This window comes from Paenibacillus sp. FSL F4-0236, assembly GCF_038000135.1.
Classification (GTDB): Bacteria; Bacillota; Bacilli; order Paenibacillales; family Paenibacillaceae; genus Paenibacillus_AQ.
On record NZ_JBBOBK010000001.1, the window covers coordinates 1,799,441 to 1,817,122 of the forward strand.

Below are 17,682 nucleotides of genomic sequence, written 5' to 3' on the forward strand. Positions count from 1 at the left end.
ATTTAGAATGTGCGTCTCCAAGGATATTTTCCATTGGAGACGTATTTCTACCTGAAACACAACTCATTTCGAAGGAAAAGCTCCACTATGTGGGGCTGTTTTCTGTGTCGGGTGAGGTACATATTATCCAATATTAGACTTAAGGGTATCATTCTTTTATAATAGTAGCAGACTAAAAAGTACAAAGGACGTGTAGTTATGAGTTCAGAAAGTTCATTTGATATCGTATCTAAAATGGATATGCAGGAATTAACCAATGCGATCCACCAAACAGAGAAAGAAATTGACAACCGCTTTGACTTTAAGAACAGCAAGAGTAGTCTGAAGCTGGAGAAAGACGCACTTATTATCGCCTCTGAGGACGAATATAAGTTAAACGCTGTTATTGATATTTTACAATCGAAGATGGTGAAGAGAGGTATCACGCTGAAAAACTTGGATTTCGGCAAAGTGGAGCCTGCTTCTCTGGGTAGTGTTCGTCAGCGTTTAGGTCTTAAGCAAGGAATTGATCAGGAGAACGCAAAAAAAATTAACATCCTGATTCGTGATTCGAAATTGAAGGTGAAGAGCCAGATTCAAGGAGATCAGATCCGTGTAACTGGTAAGAGTCGCGATGATTTACAACAAATTATCCAGATTTTGCGTAAAGCTGATTTGCCGCTGGACCTGCAGTTCAACAACTTAAAATAGCATTTTGTACCCCGCAGTGCTTATCAGCGCCATTATGCGGGGTGCTTTGTATTTTTTTTGACACCTATTTATAGCTATAATATACTTGCTTAAGTAGAAATAGATGAGCCTGACTCAGGCAATTTGTATGAACGATTTAGGGGAGGAACTTCAGTGAATTTGCCCAACCGCATCACGCTAGCACGTATTTGCCTGATCCCGATTATGATGTTTTTCTTACTGGTGGATTTCAGTTTTTATCCAGAACCGATACATTGGGGCTCTTTTCAGCTATCTGTTAATCATTTGGTGGCAGCTGTAATCTTTTTGCTTGCAGCGAGCACAGATGGAATAGACGGCTACATAGCAAGGAAATATAATATGGTCACCAATCTCGGTAAGCTCCTTGATCCGTTAGCGGACAAGCTGTTAGTTTCTGCAGTTCTGATTTCACTTGTGGAATTGGGCAGATGTGATTCATGGATCGCAATTGTTATCATTAGTCGTGAGTTCGCAGTAACCGGGCTTCGCCAGATAGCATTGTTAGAGGGAAAAGTGGTTGCCGCCAGCAAATGGGGTAAGATAAAGACGGTTGTACAAATTGTAGCGATCTCACTGCTGTTGTTAAATAATTTCCCATTTCAATTCGTCAGCATTCCTGTAGACGATATTGCCATCTGGGCTGCAGCCTTGATCACTATTTACTCTGGAATTGATTATTTTGTGAAGAATAAGGATCTATTACAGCTGCATAATGCTTAAGCGTTTTAGGCAGCTACATATAGGAGAGGTAATAGGTAAAGCACCTATTACCTTTTTTAAACCCTAAAAGCAGTGTATCTACATTATAACGAGGAGGCGAAAGCCAGGTATGAAAGCGGAGATTATTGCAGTAGGCACGGAGCTTTTGCTCGGTCAAATCGTAAATAGTAATGCCCAGTTTTTGTCTATTGAGCTAGCTGCTATTGGGATTGATGTATATTTTCAAACCGTAGTTGGGGATAACAGCAGTCGCTTGCAGCAAGCCATTGAGATCGCTCAAAGCAGAGCGGATGTTATCATATTTACCGGTGGTATTGGTCCTACAGAAGATGATCTAACGAAGGACGCGCTGGCTGCTTCCTTAGGTCGCACACTTCATATAGATCGCTTGGCAATGGATCATGTACAACGTTTCTTTGATGATCGAAAGATTGTAATGACGGAGAATAATCGTAAACAGGCACTTATAATTGAAGGAACTACACCTTTGCCAAATGAGATTGGTCTTGCTGTTGGCATTGCTTTTGAGCATGAAAAAAAATATTATATTGTGCTTCCTGGTCCGCCTCGCGAGATGAAGCCGATGTTCGTAGATAAAGCTGTACCGTGGCTCCAGCAGCACGCTCTAACGACAGAAATGCCACTTTATTCTAAAATGCTTAAATTTGCCGGTATCGGAGAATCACTGCTTGAGGATAAGCTCATTGATCTTATTCACAGCCAGACAGACCCAACCATAGCTCCTTACGCTAAAGAGGGAGAGGTAACCGTTCGTATTTCGACAAAGGCGCCTTCCGAGCATGAAGCTTACAAGAAGCTGGAGATTCTGGAGAAACAGATCAAAGAGATTTTGCCAGAACATTTATATGCAAATATTGATGTGCCACTGGAGCAATTGATTGTGGATTGGATGGCGGATGCAGGTCTGACTTTAAGTGCGGCAGAGAGTTGCACGGGAGGCTTGCTGATGGAGAGTATAACTAACATTCCAGGCAGTGCTTCGATGTTTGCGGGAGGAATCGTCTGTTATTCCAACGACCTGAAGAAAAAACTTCTGAATGTGCCAAGTGCTTATTTGGAGGGGCCAGATGCTCCAGGGGCAGTTAGTCGTGAAGTTGCCGAGGTGTTAGCTGATCAGGTGAGAATGATCGCAGATAGTGATTTCGGTTTATCTGTAACTGGTGTAGCAGGACCAGGCTATTCTGAACGTAAGCCAGTTGGACTTGTATTTATTGGTTTAGCTGAACGCGGGCGTAAGACAGAAGTATACGAGCTTAATCTTAAAGGTACACGTGAAAATATACGACTGCGTACTGTTAAAGCTCTGTTGTATCGTCTATGGCGCAGACTTGAGGAACGGAAGGTGGAGACACCTCTTGAAGGCTCAGACTTGTAATGGGAGATTAGCCCAGTTATAATTGAGACATACGGAAGAACCGTGGCACTGAGATTTCTTTGCTGCGGTTTTTTGTATATCTGCGGAGATTTTGATCGCTGTTTTGGTTTTGATCATAAGTCGTTGATGTCCGGTGAAGTAGAGAAATCAGTTAACTTCTATGTCCGGAGGGAGGCTTACAATAAAAGGGATAATTAACGCTTGAGACAAAAAAAACGAATGTATGTTCGAAAAAAAGCTTGGCAAGACCTCAAAAACACGTTATTATATTATTATAAACAGTGAAGGAAGTGGTCTGATTGTCAGATCGTCGTGCAGCGCTTGATATGGCGCTTCGTCAAATAGAAAAACAATTTGGTAAAGGTTCGATCATGAAACTGGGAGAATCCACTCATATGCAAGTGGAAGTTGTACCTAGCGGATCTTTGGCACTTGATATTGCGTTAGGTATAGGCGGACTTCCAAAGGGACGTATTATTGAAGTATACGGACCTGAATCCTCCGGTAAAACGACTGTTGCTCTTCATGCTATTGCAGAAGTGCAAAAACAAGGAGGACAAGCTGCATTTATCGATGCTGAGCATGCGCTCGATCCGAAGTATGCACGTAACTTGGGCGTAAACATTGATGAATTGTTGCTATCTCAGCCAGATACGGGTGAACAGGCACTTGAGATTGCTGAAGCACTTGTCCGTAGTGGTGCAGTAGACATTATTGTCGTTGACTCCGTAGCTGCGTTGGTTCCTAAAGCGGAAATCGAAGGTGATATGGGTGACTCTCACGTCGGCCTACAGGCTCGTTTGATGTCTCAAGCGCTTCGGAAGCTATCTGGTGCCATTAGTAAATCGAATACAATTGCTATCTTTATTAACCAGCTTCGTGAGAAAATTGGTGTTATGTTCGGTAACCCTGAGACAACACCGGGTGGTCGGGCGTTGAAATTCTACTCTTCCGTACGGTTGGATGTTCGCCGTGTCGAAAGTATTAAGATGGGTAACGACGTTGTAGGTAACCGCACCAAGATCAAGATTGTGAAGAATAAGGTAGCACCTCCATTTAAACAAGCTGATGTTGATATCATGTATGGTGAAGGGATTTCCAGAGAAGGAAGTCTTGTAGACATCGGTACTGAAATGGACATCGTGAATAAGAGTGGTGCTTGGTATTCCTATGAGGGTGAGCGTCTCGGTCAAGGACGTGAGAATGCCAAACAGTTCTTGAAAGAACATCAAGATATTGCACTTATCATTGAGAACAAGATCCGTGAAGCAAGTAACCTGTCCACTATTGTTGCTGCACCAAATGAAGCGGAAATCATTGCAGAGCAAGAGGAAGAAGAAAAGCTACTTCTCGAAATCGAACAATAGAATTTACTAAGGAATAGGACGCCCTGTGATTCATTGTTGCAGGGTGTCTTTTCTTAACAGTGTAAGAACATATATATTTGGGGTCCCCCCAAAGTACCTGAGTACGCACCGAAGTTAAGCCGCACTTTGTGGGGATATTTTATTGCTATGAGGTGACAAGCAACTATGGTAATACAGCTGGATATGGATTTTGAATCGGATGAGCAGGACGTACAGGTCCTATCTGATTTTCCTGATGGAGAACTTTTAGAAATTACTAAGGTAGAACGTCAGAAGAAGTCGGACCACCGCTACATCATACATTTCGGAGCCTATAACATGACTGTACACGAAGACGTCATGATTAAATATCGGATGATTACTGGAAATTCTTTTATGAAAGCCGATTTGGAGGAAATTGTTGTTGCTGATGAGCGACAACGAGCTTATGTAGAAGGACTTCGTTATCTAGAACGGAAGCCACGTACCGCTATGGAAATGACTCGCCGTTTACGGCAGAAGGAAATAGGGGAGACTATTATTGCGGAAGTGGTGCAACGGCTACAGCAGGAAAGATTTCTTGATGACCCCTTGTATGCAAAGCAATGGGCCGAGCAACGCATTACGAACCAGCGAAAAGGGAAAATGTGGATTCGCCAAGAGCTACGTGAGAAAGGAATCGACAAAACCTTGATCTCGGAAGCACTGGAGAATGTCAGTCCTGAACAAGAACTAGAGAGTGCACTTCAGATTGGTCGTAAGAAATGGAATCTTATTCGTGGTGAAGCCACAGATAAGCGCAGAAAGACTGGAGCCTTCTTAATGCGGCGTGGATTCTCGGGTGATATGGTGCGACAAGTGATCAATACTTTACTTGAGGAAGACAATTATGAGGGTGAAGATGAGGAATTTTACTAGACTCACTGATTCTCTTGACATTAATGCGCATATCGACTCTCTTGACAATGTCTTTTTATAAATAATAAAATATAACATGAATCGGCATAAAGTAAGAATCCTTTTTCCTTCCCAAAAAGGTGACTTTTTAAAACGGTTCGCGTACAACTCATATGAAATGTAATCGCCGGATAAGGCGGGCAGTGTGCATGTGCAGCATGTGCAGTATGGCAATCGGTTATTTACCGGTTTTTTGTATGGTGATGAACGGATAGTTTAACAACTGCACAATTCCCAGGGATATACCTTGGAGAGGAACCAACGAGGAGGTGAACAGATGCAAGCATGGATCTGGGTCATTATCGTTCTCGTTGTAGCTGCATTATTCTTTGGGTTCGGTTATTTTATTCGTAAATCCCTTGCAGAAGCTAAAATTCAAAGCGCAGAAAGAGAAGCCGTAGTCATCGTGGAGAACGCGAAGAAAGACGCAGAGGCGCTGAAGAAAGAAACAGTATTGGAAGCTAAGGACGAAGTCCATAGAATCCGTACTGAAGCTGAGAAAGAAACTCGTGAACGTCGGAATGAAATCCAACGGCAAGAGAGACGTTTGCTGCAAAAGGAAGAATCTCTGGATAAAAAAATGGAATCGCTTGAAAGAAAAGAAGAACAAGTAGCTAACAAAGAGAAACGAATTGATGAAACCCAACAGCAAATTGATGTTATTTACAAAAACCAAGTCACTGAATTGGAGAGAATTTCCAATTTAAGCATCGAGGATGCAAGAAGTATTATTCTTAGCAATGTTGAGCAAGAAGTTCGCCATGAAACGGCTCAAATGATCAAAGAGATTGAACAGCAGGCGAAAGAGGAAGCGGATAAGAAATCCCGCGAAATCATCACACTCGCTATCCAACGCTGTGCAGCTGATCACGTAGCGGAGACAACAGTTTCAGTTGTTACCCTGCCGAACGAAGAGATGAAGGGGCGGATTATCGGTCGTGAAGGCCGTAATATTCGTGCACTCGAAACTCTTACAGGTATCGACCTCATTATTGATGATACGCCGGAAGCAGTTATTTTGTCGGGATTTGATCCGATCCGCCGTGAAGTGGCCCGTACGGCACTTGAGAAGCTTGTGGCAGATGGACGTATCCATCCCGCTCGAATTGAAGAGATGGTGGAGAAATCCCGCAAAGAAGTGGACGAACGAATTCGCGAATATGGTGAACAAGCTACTTTCGAAGTGGGTGTTCACGGATTGCATCCAGATTTGATCAAGATTCTGGGTCGTCTGAAATTCCGTACAAGCTATGGTCAAAATGTATTGAAGCACTCCATGGAGGTTGCTTATTTAACTGGACTGATGGCCGGTGAGCTTGGGGAAGACATCGTGCTTGCAAAACGTGCAGGATTGCTCCATGATATCGGCAAAGCGCTGGATCATGAAGTAGAAGGATCGCATGTTGAGATCGGCGTTGAACTAGCGAAGAAATATAAGGAACATCCGGTTGTTATCAACAGTATCGCGTCTCATCATGGAGATTGCGAAGCTACCTCGGTTATTGCTATGTTGGTTGGTGCAGCTGATGCATTGTCAGCAGCAAGACCTGGCGCTCGCCGTGAAACACTGGAAACGTATATTAAACGTCTAGAAAAACTGGAAGAAATCTCAGAGTCATTCGAAGGCGTTGAGAAATCATTTGCTATTCAGGCGGGCCGTGAGGTACGCGTGATGGTACAGCCAGAGAAGATTGACGATGCAGAGGCATTCCGTCTTGCTCGCGATATTACGAAAATGATTGAAAGTGAACTGGATTATCCAGGACATATCAAAGTTACCGTTATTCGTGAGACACGGGCTGTTGAATACGCTAAATAGGTGGAATATAAGGTTAAGGGATAAGATGTAACTTATACTTTCTTATATTTGTTGAGAATTGGCCCCTAAGCGGGGCCTTTTTTCTTTTGAATATGAGGTCTTATCCATTTAGATATAGCGGTTAAGATTAGGAGGAGAGAATCATTAAAGTACTATTTATTGGAGATATCGTTGGAAATGTTGGCAGAAAGGCTCTTCGTGAGATGTTGCCCTCACTAAAAAGTAAATATCAGCCACATATCATTATTGTTAATGGTGAAAATTCTGCTGCCGGTAGAGGGATCACCAAGGCGATCGCTAATGAGTTTTTTAACTGGGGCGTTCACGGTATAACTATGGGAAACCACACATGGGACAACAAAGATATTTTTGAGTTCATCGATGATGAGGCTCGGATTATTCGTCCCGCTAATTTTCCGCCAGGAACACCGGGAAGAGGTTATACAGTCGTTAAAGGGAACGGTAAAGAACTGGCCATAGTAAATTTGCAAGGCCGGACATTCTTACCTGCTATCGATTGTCCTTTCCGTGTTGGGGAAGAAATTGTGGAAGAGCTTCGTAGAGATCACAAATGTATTTTAGTCGATTTCCATGCAGAGGTAACCTCTGAGAAAATCGCCATGGGATATTTTATGGATGGTCGCGCATCGATTGTTGTTGGGACTCATACTCATGTTCAGACAAATGATGATGTGATTTTACCAGGAGGAACTGCGTATTTGACCGATGCGGGAATGGTTGGTTCAAGCGAAGGAATTCTGGGTATGGAAAGAGATGCAGTACTTTATAAGTTCACAACTCAGCTTCCAGCACGATTTGTTGTCGATGAAGGCAAGTGGCAGCTTCACGGTTTATTTGCAGAATTAGATGAAAATACTGGTGCGGCAACTCGTCTGGAGAAGATACGGTTACGTGAAGATGAATGGGTTATGAGCTAAACGTAGAACAGAGTATGGTTTAATCCGAGTAATTTCGCTGAGTTAGGGTAAAGTGTGATATTTTTAATATCATAAAAGAGTATCTTTAATACCGTTTTTGGAAGACGTGGTCCGTAAAAAGAAGGAATTATTTCTTCTCTCGCGAATAACATCTAAAGTAGTGGAAGAACACCATTATTTTCCCAGGGGAGGTACTTACTATGGATGTATTAAAAGTATCAGCTAAATCCAATCCAAATTCCGTCGCCGGCGCATTAGCGGGTGTTCTTCGTGAACGTGGATCGGCCGAATTACAAGCTATTGGAGCTGGAGCACTGAATCAAGCAGTCAAAGCAGTTGCCATTGCCCGGGGATTTGTTGCACCAAGCGGAGTAGATTTGATCTGCATTCCTGCGTTCACTGATATAGTGATTGATGGGGAAGATCGAACCGCGATTAAACTGATTGTTGAACCCAGATAATAGACCTATAGAATGATTGAACCTGTTTACTTTTGTAAACAGGTTTTTGCTTTTGATTTATAGTCTGGCGTTTTTTTGCATAGTATCTGAAATAGGCATTTGGAAATGAAATGAACGGCTGGGACAGTGAGAAAGTGGGGTTGTAAAATGAGGGCTGATAAGTTTAAAGTAGCGGATTTCCATTGTGATGTGCTAAGCAAAATGCAAGCCTCCCCGGATATAAATTTTGACAATGATCCTCGATTAGATGTTACTGCAGAGCGGCTGGCTTCTGGCGGAGTGGCGTTGCAATGTTTTGCAATATTTCTTTCAACTAACAGAGGAAAACCAAGCTTTGAACATGTTCTAGGGCAAATTGATCTCTTTAGGCAAAAGATAGTGAACACAGATGGGCTTCAGTGGTTACAGTGGAAGGAGCAAGTAGGAAATCGATTAGTAGGCGCACCTCCACAAGCAATGCTCTCTCTGGAGGGCGTAGACGGCTTAGAAGGGAACTTGTTTTATGCTCAGCTCTGCTTCGAACTTGGAGTACGGTTTCTTGGTGTGACTTGGAATTATGCGAACTGGGCAGCAGATGGTGTGCTAGAGAAGCGTAATGGTGGATTTACGGAAAAAGGGAGAAAGCTGATAGAATGGTGCAACGAAAGTGGAATGCTGCTTGATGTGTCGCATTTGTCACAAGCGGGGTTCTGGGAGTTGGCTGATTTAAGCAATCGTCCGTTTATTGCTTCCCATTCGAATGCTGCGGCTATATGTGGGCATGTTAGAAATTTAAATGATGAACAGATTAAAGCTTTGATTGCAATGGATGGAAGAATGGGTCTGACTTTTTATCCTTGGTTTGTAAGTGATGATGGGAAGGCTCGTATGGATGATTTGTTAAAGCACATTGAACATGTATGTAGTCTCGGCGGTGAGAAGCATATGATGTTTGGCTCGGATTTTGACGGCATCGATACTTGGGTAGAGAAGTTGGAGCATCCGGGAAAATACCCTGATCTTATAGAGCAGCTGCTCCGTTATTATCCAGAGGATACTGTGAAAGGCTGGATGTATGAGAATGCGACCTCTTTTTTAAGCGTAAATTTGGCCTCTCAGGTGTCTAAACCATGACAATCTTGTGCAAAAAACATAAATTGTCGAAAAAAGGGGCCTCGTTATGATGCAGCCCTTTTTATTTTTGGGTAAGAAGATGTATAATGGTTAATGGCTTGTACAGATACTAGAGAAAATACAAGGAGTGACTTTACAATGAGTAAGACTGTACCCGTAGGTGTGTCGGCTAGACATATTCACCTTACGCAAGAGCACGTGGAGGCTCTGTTTGGCCCAGGATATCAATTAACTGAGTTCAAACCACTTTCCCAACCAGGACAATTTGCAGCAAATGAACAAGTAGCAGTTATCGGTAGCAAAGGTAAATTTGACAAGGTAAGAATTTTGGGACCTGCTCGTCCGGCTTCCCAATTAGAAATTTCCCGTACTGACTCCTTCGCACTTGGCGTGAAAGCTCCAGTTCGCGAATCTGGAAATATTGAAGGAACACCTGGCATTACGCTTAAAGGACCTGCTGGTGAAGTTGAATTAGAACAAGGCGTTATCATCGCAGCTCGTCACATTCACTTCCACACTTCTGAAGCTGAAGCTTGGGGCATTGCGGATAAGCAATTGCTTAAAGTTCGTCTCGGTGGAGACCGCGGTCTCGTATTGGAGAACGTAATTGCTCGTGTATCCGACAGCTTCAAACTTGATATGCATATTGATACTGACGAAGCTAATGCTGCTGGTGCCAACAATGGCGACACTGCTGAAATCGTAGACTAGTCTTCATACGAATGATAAGAAGCGGGGGAGAAATCCTTCGCTTTTTTTGTTGTGTGTTGGGAAACGTTATTTGGCTGATACGCATACTTAAACATTTTTCGAACTGTATAGCAGCTATTTCGGTATTTTGATGTGTTTTGCTAAGGTATCGGACTGCATAGTTCTTATTAGCTATTAATTGTACTGGTATCCTGAAATGGATTTTTAATGAAAATTGGTGTGATGATAAAGAATATCTATTATTATGTGACTAATTGTGTTATGATTATTGTTTATGACGTGACAAATGGATTTAATGTTAAGAATATATGTATTAGAAATTAAGGAGACCCAATGACATTTAACGAACTGAATATTATGCCTGCGATTTTAAAGGCTTTAACCAAAGAAAACTATACATCACCTACACCTATACAGGAGCAATCGATCCCAGCTGTATTAGCAGGTAGAGATTTACTTGGATGTGCTCAAACGGGAACAGGAAAGACAGCTGCATTTTCTGTACCTATTATTCAATTATTAAGCGAACAAACAAGTCCCAATAAATCAAGCAATGTGCGACGCATTCGCTCGCTGATCTTAACACCGACAAGAGAACTAGCGATTCAAATTGCTGATAACATAAAAGCATATAGCCAATACACAGATATCCGCTCTGCTGCCATCGTTGGCGGTGTATCACAGAAAGTACAAGAGCGTGCCCTGAATCAAGGGGCTGATATCTTAATTGCTACACCAGGAAGACTTATCGACCTGATCAATCAAAAACGTGTGGATTTACAGTATGTCCAAATTCTTGTCTTGGATGAGGCTGACCGCATGCTAGATATGGGTTTCATCCATGATGTGAAGCGAATTATCGCCAAAATGCCAACGAAGAAACAAACACTGTTCTTCTCGGCAACGATGCCTACTGAGATCTCCAAATTGATCAAAACCTTGCTTGTGAATCCAGTAAAAGTAGAAATCACACCCGTGTCATCTACTGCGGATAGAATCGATCAATCGATCTATTTATTAGAGAATGGAAATAAGCAGAATCAATTGAATCTTTTGTTACAGGATAAATCAATCATTTCTGCTCTGGTGTTTACTCGTACAAAACGTGGTGCGGACCGTGTTACACGCGATCTAGCGAAAGTGAACATTTCTGCACAAGCCATTCACGGCAATAAATCGCAGAATGATCGTCAGAATGCATTGCGGAATTTTAAAAGTGGTGCAACCCGCGTTCTTGTAGCTACGGATATCGCCGCGCGAGGAATTGATATTGATGAGCTGTCTCATGTAATCAACTTCAACTTGCCGAATATTCCAGAAACCTATGTGCACCGGATCGGTCGTACGGGTAGAGCTGGGTTAAGCGGAACGGCAATATCTTTTTGCGAATCTGAAGAGCTTCCGTTCCTTAGGGATATTGAAAAATTGATCGGAAAATCGATTCCAGAAGTGAAGGATCATCCGTATCCGATGTCTCGTAAAACGCAAATGAAGACAGAAAGATCTTCGAAACCGTCAGGTTCGAGATCTGCATCTTCTAAACCATCGACTTCCAGACCATCAACAGCTAAACCAGCGGGGGCAAAACCAGCGGCATCAAAACCTGCCAAAGCAAAACCTAAGTCTAACCCTCCATTAAAGCCAAAGTCCGAGTGGTTCACTAAAGGAAGACAAACGAGCAGCAGATAAGTTACTTTGAACGCTGTACGTTTTTTTTAGTAAGACCTCAAAACCGTCAGAGAAATCTGATGGTTTTTTTGTTAGTTGATGATAAGGGGAATTCAAGATGGGTATAGTTTTTGTAATATTAGGGTGGGGTGGAAGTTATGAAGAAGATATTTAAGGCACCTAATTCGATCGTATGCGAAGAAATCATTCCGAGTATTTTTAACTCATGGGACAAGGATGCTTTGTTACTTCGAGTAAATAATGGGAGTGGAAAGTTAATAACTAAATTTGGGGTGGATAACTCTGGTGAGCGATTGATGAAGTTAAAGATTCACAAGAGGTAGGGAATGACCTTAGTACTGCATTTGAAAAGGTTAAACCTCTACTGAGTATTCTAGAAAATGGTTATTACCTGATGTCTTATATAGAAATGATACCAACTAACGGAGAAGGAGAGTTTTTTGGAACTTATTTACTAAGAGGAGAACGTATAATGCGTCAGCTGATGTTTTTTACAAGTACCATTCAAGCACTGTGATTCCAAAATTCCTTTTAGCTTCTCAACGAATCGATTGTTTAAACATTGAAAGAGTTATGAATATAGGGAGCAAATTAAAAATGGGGAGATCATGACTGGGCTCGCATATTTTTATGAAGGTTTTATGAGTACATTAATTGACGGACATCATAGGTCCACTGCTGCATACATAGAAAATAAAACTTTAGAATATCTAACTATACTTAAAGTTTCGGGTTATGGAATTGATAGTCATGAGCCAAAACATTTTTATGTTAGTAGTATGGGATATGAGTTCAAATTGCTCAAAAATAATAAGAAAGTCTACAACAATTTAAAAAAGGATTTTTCTTCGAAAAAAGCTAAGCTTACAGCGGATGAGATTCAGTTCATTATTGAAGACTGCGAGAAAATTAAATGTGAGAGAGAAGTGTCAAATGAAAATAGAGTTCTAGACTGAAAAATAAAGTGTTAGACTCGGCAAATAAAGTATTAGACTGACACTGCGTTATTAAGGTAACGGGCAGGTTAGTTCAATAGGACACGACATAAATTTGTTTAACCAGACATCTTCATTTAGAATAAAAGAAGAGATAGAAGGGAGTGTCGCAAATGGAATACCTATCAATTACGATATCACTTGTGTCCTTAGTTGTATGTTTAACTGTGTATAACAAAGTAAGTGCCATGGAAGCTCGTATCAAAACAATGCACGTAAACGTTGACCAAATTGCCAAGTCTGAAGGTCTGCCCCCACATCTTGTTCAAAATGAGGTTCTCCAGCTCGTACGTAACGGCAAGGAAGTAGCAGCTGTTAAAAAAGCGAGAGAAGTGCTTGGTTTGTCACTATTAGAAGCGAAGCAATATGTGGATGCCCTAAAGGAATAGCTGCAACAATGCGTCCATTCAAATAATAGCCCAAAAAAGACTATCGACAAGTCCATTCGATAGTCTTTTTTATGATATATTATCAAAAATTAAACAGGAGTAGTAATATTGCTGTCGATGGTACCTTTGCGGTAATGGCTTTAAGCTAATGGGCAGGTTAGTTAAAAGGGCGTTTTATTGAAATTAACCGAAGTAAAGGAATAGTGAAATGTTTACGATTCTTCTTGAACTAACGGGACACGTTAGTCTAGAGATCCTGGGAGCAGTTTGCCACCGCGGCAGCTGCTCCTTTCTTCGTTAAGTTAACGGAGGATAGTTTGTAAATGCTGATATAAGGATGTACATATTTGCTTGTGTAAGAATGTTCTAAAATGATTGGTATAATCCTTAAAAACAGCTGCTAAGCGCTTTTCTAGGATTATATGCGTACAAGTGAGCTTCTTGTACATAGTTTTCTGTGAATATTACATGTATAGAAGTGAATGGTTTGTGAAACAAAACCATTCCAACTCTATATATGCCAACAACTGAAGCGAGAGCGGAAGGCGTTAGTTAGAGCCAAAGATTCTTAATTCTTTGTTATTATTCAAGCGTTTTGTACAATCTTATCCAAGCGAAACTGTACATTTAGATTCAATCATTTACACCCTATCCTATTCTTTGGAGGAGGCCGGGGGCAGGATAAAATCCTGTTCCCCGTTGTCGGCGGCGAAATGGCACGTCAAAAATCCAGCCTGTCAAGGGTTTAGGGTGGAGATTTTTTCTGTGCTGCGCCTGCGGCAGAATAAATACTACCCGCCCCTTGATAGGTTAGATTGGTGGAGTGGTGGTATTGGGATAATCTATAGATCATCCTGCACGGCAAAATGTGATATATTGGCTATAATCTATAGCTTAAAATGAGCTTAAAGGAAGGAATCGCTATCAATGATCATCGCTGTCGATGTGTATTATGAGGAAAATAAAGCGAAATCAGTGGGGGTTATTTTTCAATGTTGGGAAGATTCTAAACCACTCGAAGTCATCATGTCTTATACGGAAAACCCTCACAAATACGAAACGGGTTTTTTCTATAAACGAGAGCTCCCTTGCATACAGGAACTGTTGAAACTTACTGACATAAATCAAATACATACCATTGTTGTGGATGGCTATGTGTACTTAAACAATGAGAAAAAGCCCGGGCTCGGACATTATGTTTACACAAATTTTTCAGGGGAAATTCCAGTGATCGGTGTTGCAAAAAATGCCTTTCACGACAACGAAGCCTTTGTCAAAAAGCTTTACCGAGGCAACAGCTCCAAGCCTTTGTATATAACCTCTGTCGGCATGGAGCTAGCAGTCGCTGCCGAGCACATACAGAGTATGTACGGAGAATACCGATTTCCGCATCTGCTGAAATTGCTGGATAAGCAAACGAAGGAAGCCCGGCTATAATCAACAGGGGGGATTCAATATGTTGTTTTGGAAGAAAGAAACACAACTTGATCGAATAAAAAACAAACTCGAAAAGGCCATGCGCAAAGATACGGCTTTTTTGGTGTTTGGAGCATCTTCACATAAATACAAGGTTTATGAAGTGCTTACAGCAAAAGAGCTTGCGGACTGGCAAGCAAAGAATCAAGTCACACTTCCGGAGCCTTATGCCCAGTTTTTAACGAAAGTCGGAAATGGAGGTGCCGGGCCTTATTACGGGATTTATTCGATTGAAAAAGCAACTTCCTATACCGAAAGAAATGCATTCACTACAAAATGCGTTCTACACCCGAGAATGACAAAAGAAAAATGGAACCATCTGATCGAGCCACTGATCAGTGATGAAGACATCTCCGACCCGGAATACGACGCCGCCCGTGATAGGGTGATGGGCGGCATGTTGTGCATTGGCACACAAGGCTGTGAATACGATATGTATCTCGTACTTGAAGGGAAACACAGGGGGAAAATCATTTACACTGCAGTTTTTTATCCTGATCATCCCTTTTTCTTTGTCTATGAAGACAACTTTCTGGACTGGTATGAGCGCTGGCTGGACGAAATTATTCTGGATTATGATATCGCGTGGTTTGGCAGTAGAATGCCGGGCGATGAAAATGCGTTGATACAGGTTTATCAAAACGCCCCAAACGAAGAAATCAAATCAAAAGCGCTTGATGGAATGTTCAAGTTTAAGAAAATCTCGCAGCCAACCATTGATTTTTTAAGGAGCGTTGCTGAGCAAAGACAAAATGATCGCACCACAGCCATTCAGCTAATCTGCAAAACCTCTTTTGATGCGGGAAGAGACTATCTTCTGGAGCTGTTGTATTCTGAAAGAAATGAAGATTTTTTACAAGCTTTAATGATTCTGAATTGGTACGGTAAATCTTTTGATTTAGCGGAATTTATAAAAGTGATATTGCAAAGTCTTGACAGGGTTCACGATTCGGAAACGTTACGTCATGTGGGGTATGTTTTGGAATCTTCCGGCGCGATTACACTTCAGAACTTTGCGTCCTTTTTGTGCCACACCGACTCGAATATTCAATCTGCCGCAATCTATGCCACACGCAATTGCAATGACAAATCGGAAAGTTGGGAAATCATTGAACAGATGTTAGTGGGTGGCGATAAGGAGGTTGTGAAAAACACTATTTTATTTTGGGGCGTTATCCCTCATGAGAAGTTATTGCGTCATTATAAGGTTGCATGGCCGGAATATAAAAGCAATATTAATTTCAGAGAAAAATTTACAGGTTGTTTGAAAAAATTAAATTTGCCAGATGATTATTTTGACAAAGAATAATTACTCATTATTCATACAATGCGGATGCATGACCATAAATCAAACTTTATCCTATAAATATTAGTGGGTCTAATATCTACAAGACCAACAACCAATTAGTTTTAGGCAGGTCACGGTTTACACCGTGGCCTTATTTTTCTGTCGAATGACAAGAATATAAGCCGATTAATTACCGCGTAAATCGTGGTTTTATTGTTTTATCGGTACATATTCTTGTCAATGTACAATGTCAAGAATATGTACCGATTGCCAAAGAGCTATTAAGTTTTCTCACGAAGGCTCATTTATTCGTGAAATTTGTCAGCTTGATAAGTGACGATAGATAACGCTCTACAGGAATGCTAACGGGAAACGATAGTTCAACCATGACAAGGCTGCCAGCACGATTGGCAGCCTTGCTGCGCTAACGGGCAGGATAGCTCAGTAATTTCGCGAATACTCAACATACGGAATTATTCACGAAGTTCGCGAATAAGACGTTGTCTGAAACCCCTGATTATATAAACACAGAAACAAGAACACTAGTTTGCATTTCTGTTTTAGGATAGAATGAAAGTACACTAACGGGTACGTTAGTGGAATAGCGGTCGCTTCGGCAGCCGTTTTATATTTATTCAACTAACGGGCAGCAGAGCGTAAGCATTTCGAAGAATACTTCATACATAAGAAAATTCACGAAGTTCGTAAATAAGGCGTTATATGAAACCGCGGTGCAAGGAAAGGATTGAAATCATGGATCCGATCAATGAAGAAATTATAGAATGGTTTCACTCAGTCTTGAGGAATAAACTTTCAACAAAGGAATTTGAACAGTGGCTTTATGACAAAGAAGAGATACTTGAAGAATCATTAGGTAAAGATGTCTATTTTAGATTGATTAATCTAAATTATAATTCTAAATATGTGATGGATGAATTAGAAGGGCAACTTACAAAAATTCTTAATTATAGGTCAGTTGAAGAGTTTAAGATCAGAGATCTATTAAATCGATTTGTTTATATTGAGGAGGAATTCATTAGTTCTTGTTCACACATTTACAGGGAGTATTGTAATGGATATTCCTTTTTTAGGATGATAGCCCTTAAATATATTGTATTTGATTACGATGATCAACTTGCAGACCCAGTTAAAAGGTCAGAGTTTTCCCGACAATATAAAGATGAATTGTTAAATGAAGGATTGAGATTGCTTAGTTTTTTTGATTCTAATGAAATAGAAATAATTAGTGAGAATGAGTACGTAGATAAGAGACATAAGGATCTGAAGATTGAAGAGCAATATTGGACGTAATTCAAGGCTTAAAAAAGATGTTGTTATATTGCTTGAATCAATTGTTTTTTTTGCTATTGGCTTGTTACTTACTGTAAATGTAGCAAGTAAAATTTATGAGAGTTTTGGAATTGAATTCTTTACTCAACTCTCAGCAGCCCCCTTTTAATGCTAGATTGATGACTTTCAAGCTTCCAACAACATTGTACCATATATTGGGATTTTTATGTTATCGTGTCGTTAAGCTAACGAGGAACTAGAGTTCAATAATGAGGGCTGCCGAGAGGTAGCCCTTTGTTCAACTAACTGGCAGTTTAGCGCAACAACGCCTTATATTACCGTATATTAGCCTGTATTTATATCAAGTTTGTTGGTTGATTTTG

The 17,682-nt window shown here is 41.1% G+C and carries 17 protein-coding genes; all 17 read left to right on the forward strand.

All coding sequences use genetic code 11. The features are described 5' to 3' along the window. The first annotated feature begins 198 nt into the window (after positions 1 to 198). The 17 genes from NSQ29_RS08225 to NSQ29_RS08305 all read left to right on the forward strand — a co-directional run bounded on the left by NSQ29_RS08225 (position 199) and on the right by NSQ29_RS08305 (position 17,320). Complete coding sequence (locus NSQ29_RS08225; RefSeq protein WP_042128814.1) at positions 199 to 690, forward strand: YajQ family cyclic di-GMP-binding protein; 492 nt, start codon at positions 199 to 201, stop codon at positions 688 to 690. Between the two features lie 153 nt (positions 691 to 843). After that, complete coding sequence (pgsA, locus tag NSQ29_RS08230) at positions 844 to 1,431, forward strand: CDP-diacylglycerol--glycerol-3-phosphate 3-phosphatidyltransferase (RefSeq protein WP_036688397.1); 588 nt, start codon at positions 844 to 846, stop codon at positions 1,429 to 1,431. Between the two features lie 109 nt (positions 1,432 to 1,540). Further along, complete coding sequence (locus NSQ29_RS08235; RefSeq protein WP_042189391.1) at positions 1,541 to 2,827, forward strand: competence/damage-inducible protein A; 1,287 nt, start codon at positions 1,541 to 1,543, stop codon at positions 2,825 to 2,827. Positions 2,828 to 3,126: 299 nt separating this feature from the next. Further along, positions 3,127 to 4,194 carry a recombinase RecA gene (gene recA / locus NSQ29_RS08240; RefSeq protein WP_042128809.1) on the forward strand — a complete coding sequence of 356 codons (1,068 nt, stop codon included), beginning with the start codon at positions 3,127 to 3,129 and terminating at the stop codon, positions 4,192 to 4,194. Between the two features lie 165 nt (positions 4,195 to 4,359). After that, positions 4,360 to 5,091, forward strand: a complete 732-nt coding sequence (locus NSQ29_RS08245) for a regulatory protein RecX (protein ID WP_094870271.1) — start codon at positions 4,360 to 4,362, stop codon at positions 5,089 to 5,091. A gap of 316 nt (positions 5,092 to 5,407) precedes the next feature. Further along, positions 5,408 to 6,949: a ribonuclease Y gene (gene rny, locus NSQ29_RS08250; protein WP_042128807.1), complete on the forward strand. Its 1,542-nt coding sequence runs from the start codon at positions 5,408 to 5,410 to the stop codon at positions 6,947 to 6,949. Positions 6,950 to 7,092: 143 nt separating this feature from the next. Beyond that, positions 7,093 to 7,887, forward strand: coding sequence for a TIGR00282 family metallophosphoesterase (locus tag NSQ29_RS08255; RefSeq protein WP_042189389.1), 795 nt, complete (start codon positions 7,093 to 7,095; stop codon positions 7,885 to 7,887). Between the two features lie 200 nt (positions 7,888 to 8,087). Beyond that, complete coding sequence (locus NSQ29_RS08260) at positions 8,088 to 8,348, forward strand: stage V sporulation protein S (RefSeq protein WP_019910496.1); 261 nt, start codon at positions 8,088 to 8,090, stop codon at positions 8,346 to 8,348. Positions 8,349 to 8,495: 147 nt separating this feature from the next. Continuing rightward, the gene (locus NSQ29_RS08265; protein WP_341124763.1) at positions 8,496 to 9,461 is read left to right on the forward strand and encodes a dipeptidase; all 966 of its coding nucleotides are present in this window, start codon (positions 8,496 to 8,498) and stop codon (positions 9,459 to 9,461) included. A gap of 138 nt (positions 9,462 to 9,599) precedes the next feature. Continuing rightward, on the forward strand, positions 9,600 to 10,172 hold the full coding sequence (gene pduL / locus NSQ29_RS08270) for a phosphate propanoyltransferase (RefSeq protein WP_042128797.1): 573 nt from the start codon (positions 9,600 to 9,602) through the stop codon (positions 10,170 to 10,172). Between the two features lie 333 nt (positions 10,173 to 10,505). Next, positions 10,506 to 11,861 carry a DEAD/DEAH box helicase gene (locus NSQ29_RS08275; protein WP_076285444.1) on the forward strand — a complete coding sequence of 452 codons (1,356 nt, stop codon included), beginning with the start codon at positions 10,506 to 10,508 and terminating at the stop codon, positions 11,859 to 11,861. Between the two features lie 137 nt (positions 11,862 to 11,998). Continuing rightward, positions 11,999 to 12,184, forward strand: coding sequence for a hypothetical protein (locus NSQ29_RS08280; protein WP_339242071.1), 186 nt, complete (start codon positions 11,999 to 12,001; stop codon positions 12,182 to 12,184). A gap of 318 nt (positions 12,185 to 12,502) precedes the next feature. Then, a complete protein-coding gene (locus tag NSQ29_RS08285; RefSeq protein WP_341124764.1) occupies positions 12,503 to 12,817 on the forward strand; it encodes a hypothetical protein in 315 nt (104 codons plus the stop codon). Between the two features lie 152 nt (positions 12,818 to 12,969). Further along, positions 12,970 to 13,245, forward strand: a complete 276-nt coding sequence (locus tag NSQ29_RS08290; RefSeq protein ID WP_339242067.1) for a hypothetical protein — start codon at positions 12,970 to 12,972, stop codon at positions 13,243 to 13,245. Positions 13,246 to 14,172: 927 nt separating this feature from the next. Next, on the forward strand, positions 14,173 to 14,682 hold the full coding sequence (locus NSQ29_RS08295) for an endonuclease V (RefSeq protein WP_042189378.1): 510 nt from the start codon (positions 14,173 to 14,175) through the stop codon (positions 14,680 to 14,682). A 19-nt stretch (positions 14,683 to 14,701) separates the two neighbouring features. Next, positions 14,702 to 16,030 carry an SMI1/KNR4 family protein gene (locus tag NSQ29_RS08300; RefSeq protein ID WP_339796738.1) on the forward strand — a complete coding sequence of 443 codons (1,329 nt, stop codon included), beginning with the start codon at positions 14,702 to 14,704 and terminating at the stop codon, positions 16,028 to 16,030. Between the two features lie 732 nt (positions 16,031 to 16,762). Continuing rightward, entirely contained in the window at positions 16,763 to 17,320 is a 558-nt protein-coding gene (locus NSQ29_RS08305) for a hypothetical protein (protein ID WP_339242064.1), read from the forward strand. The last annotated feature ends 362 nt before the right edge of the window (positions 17,321 to 17,682 follow it).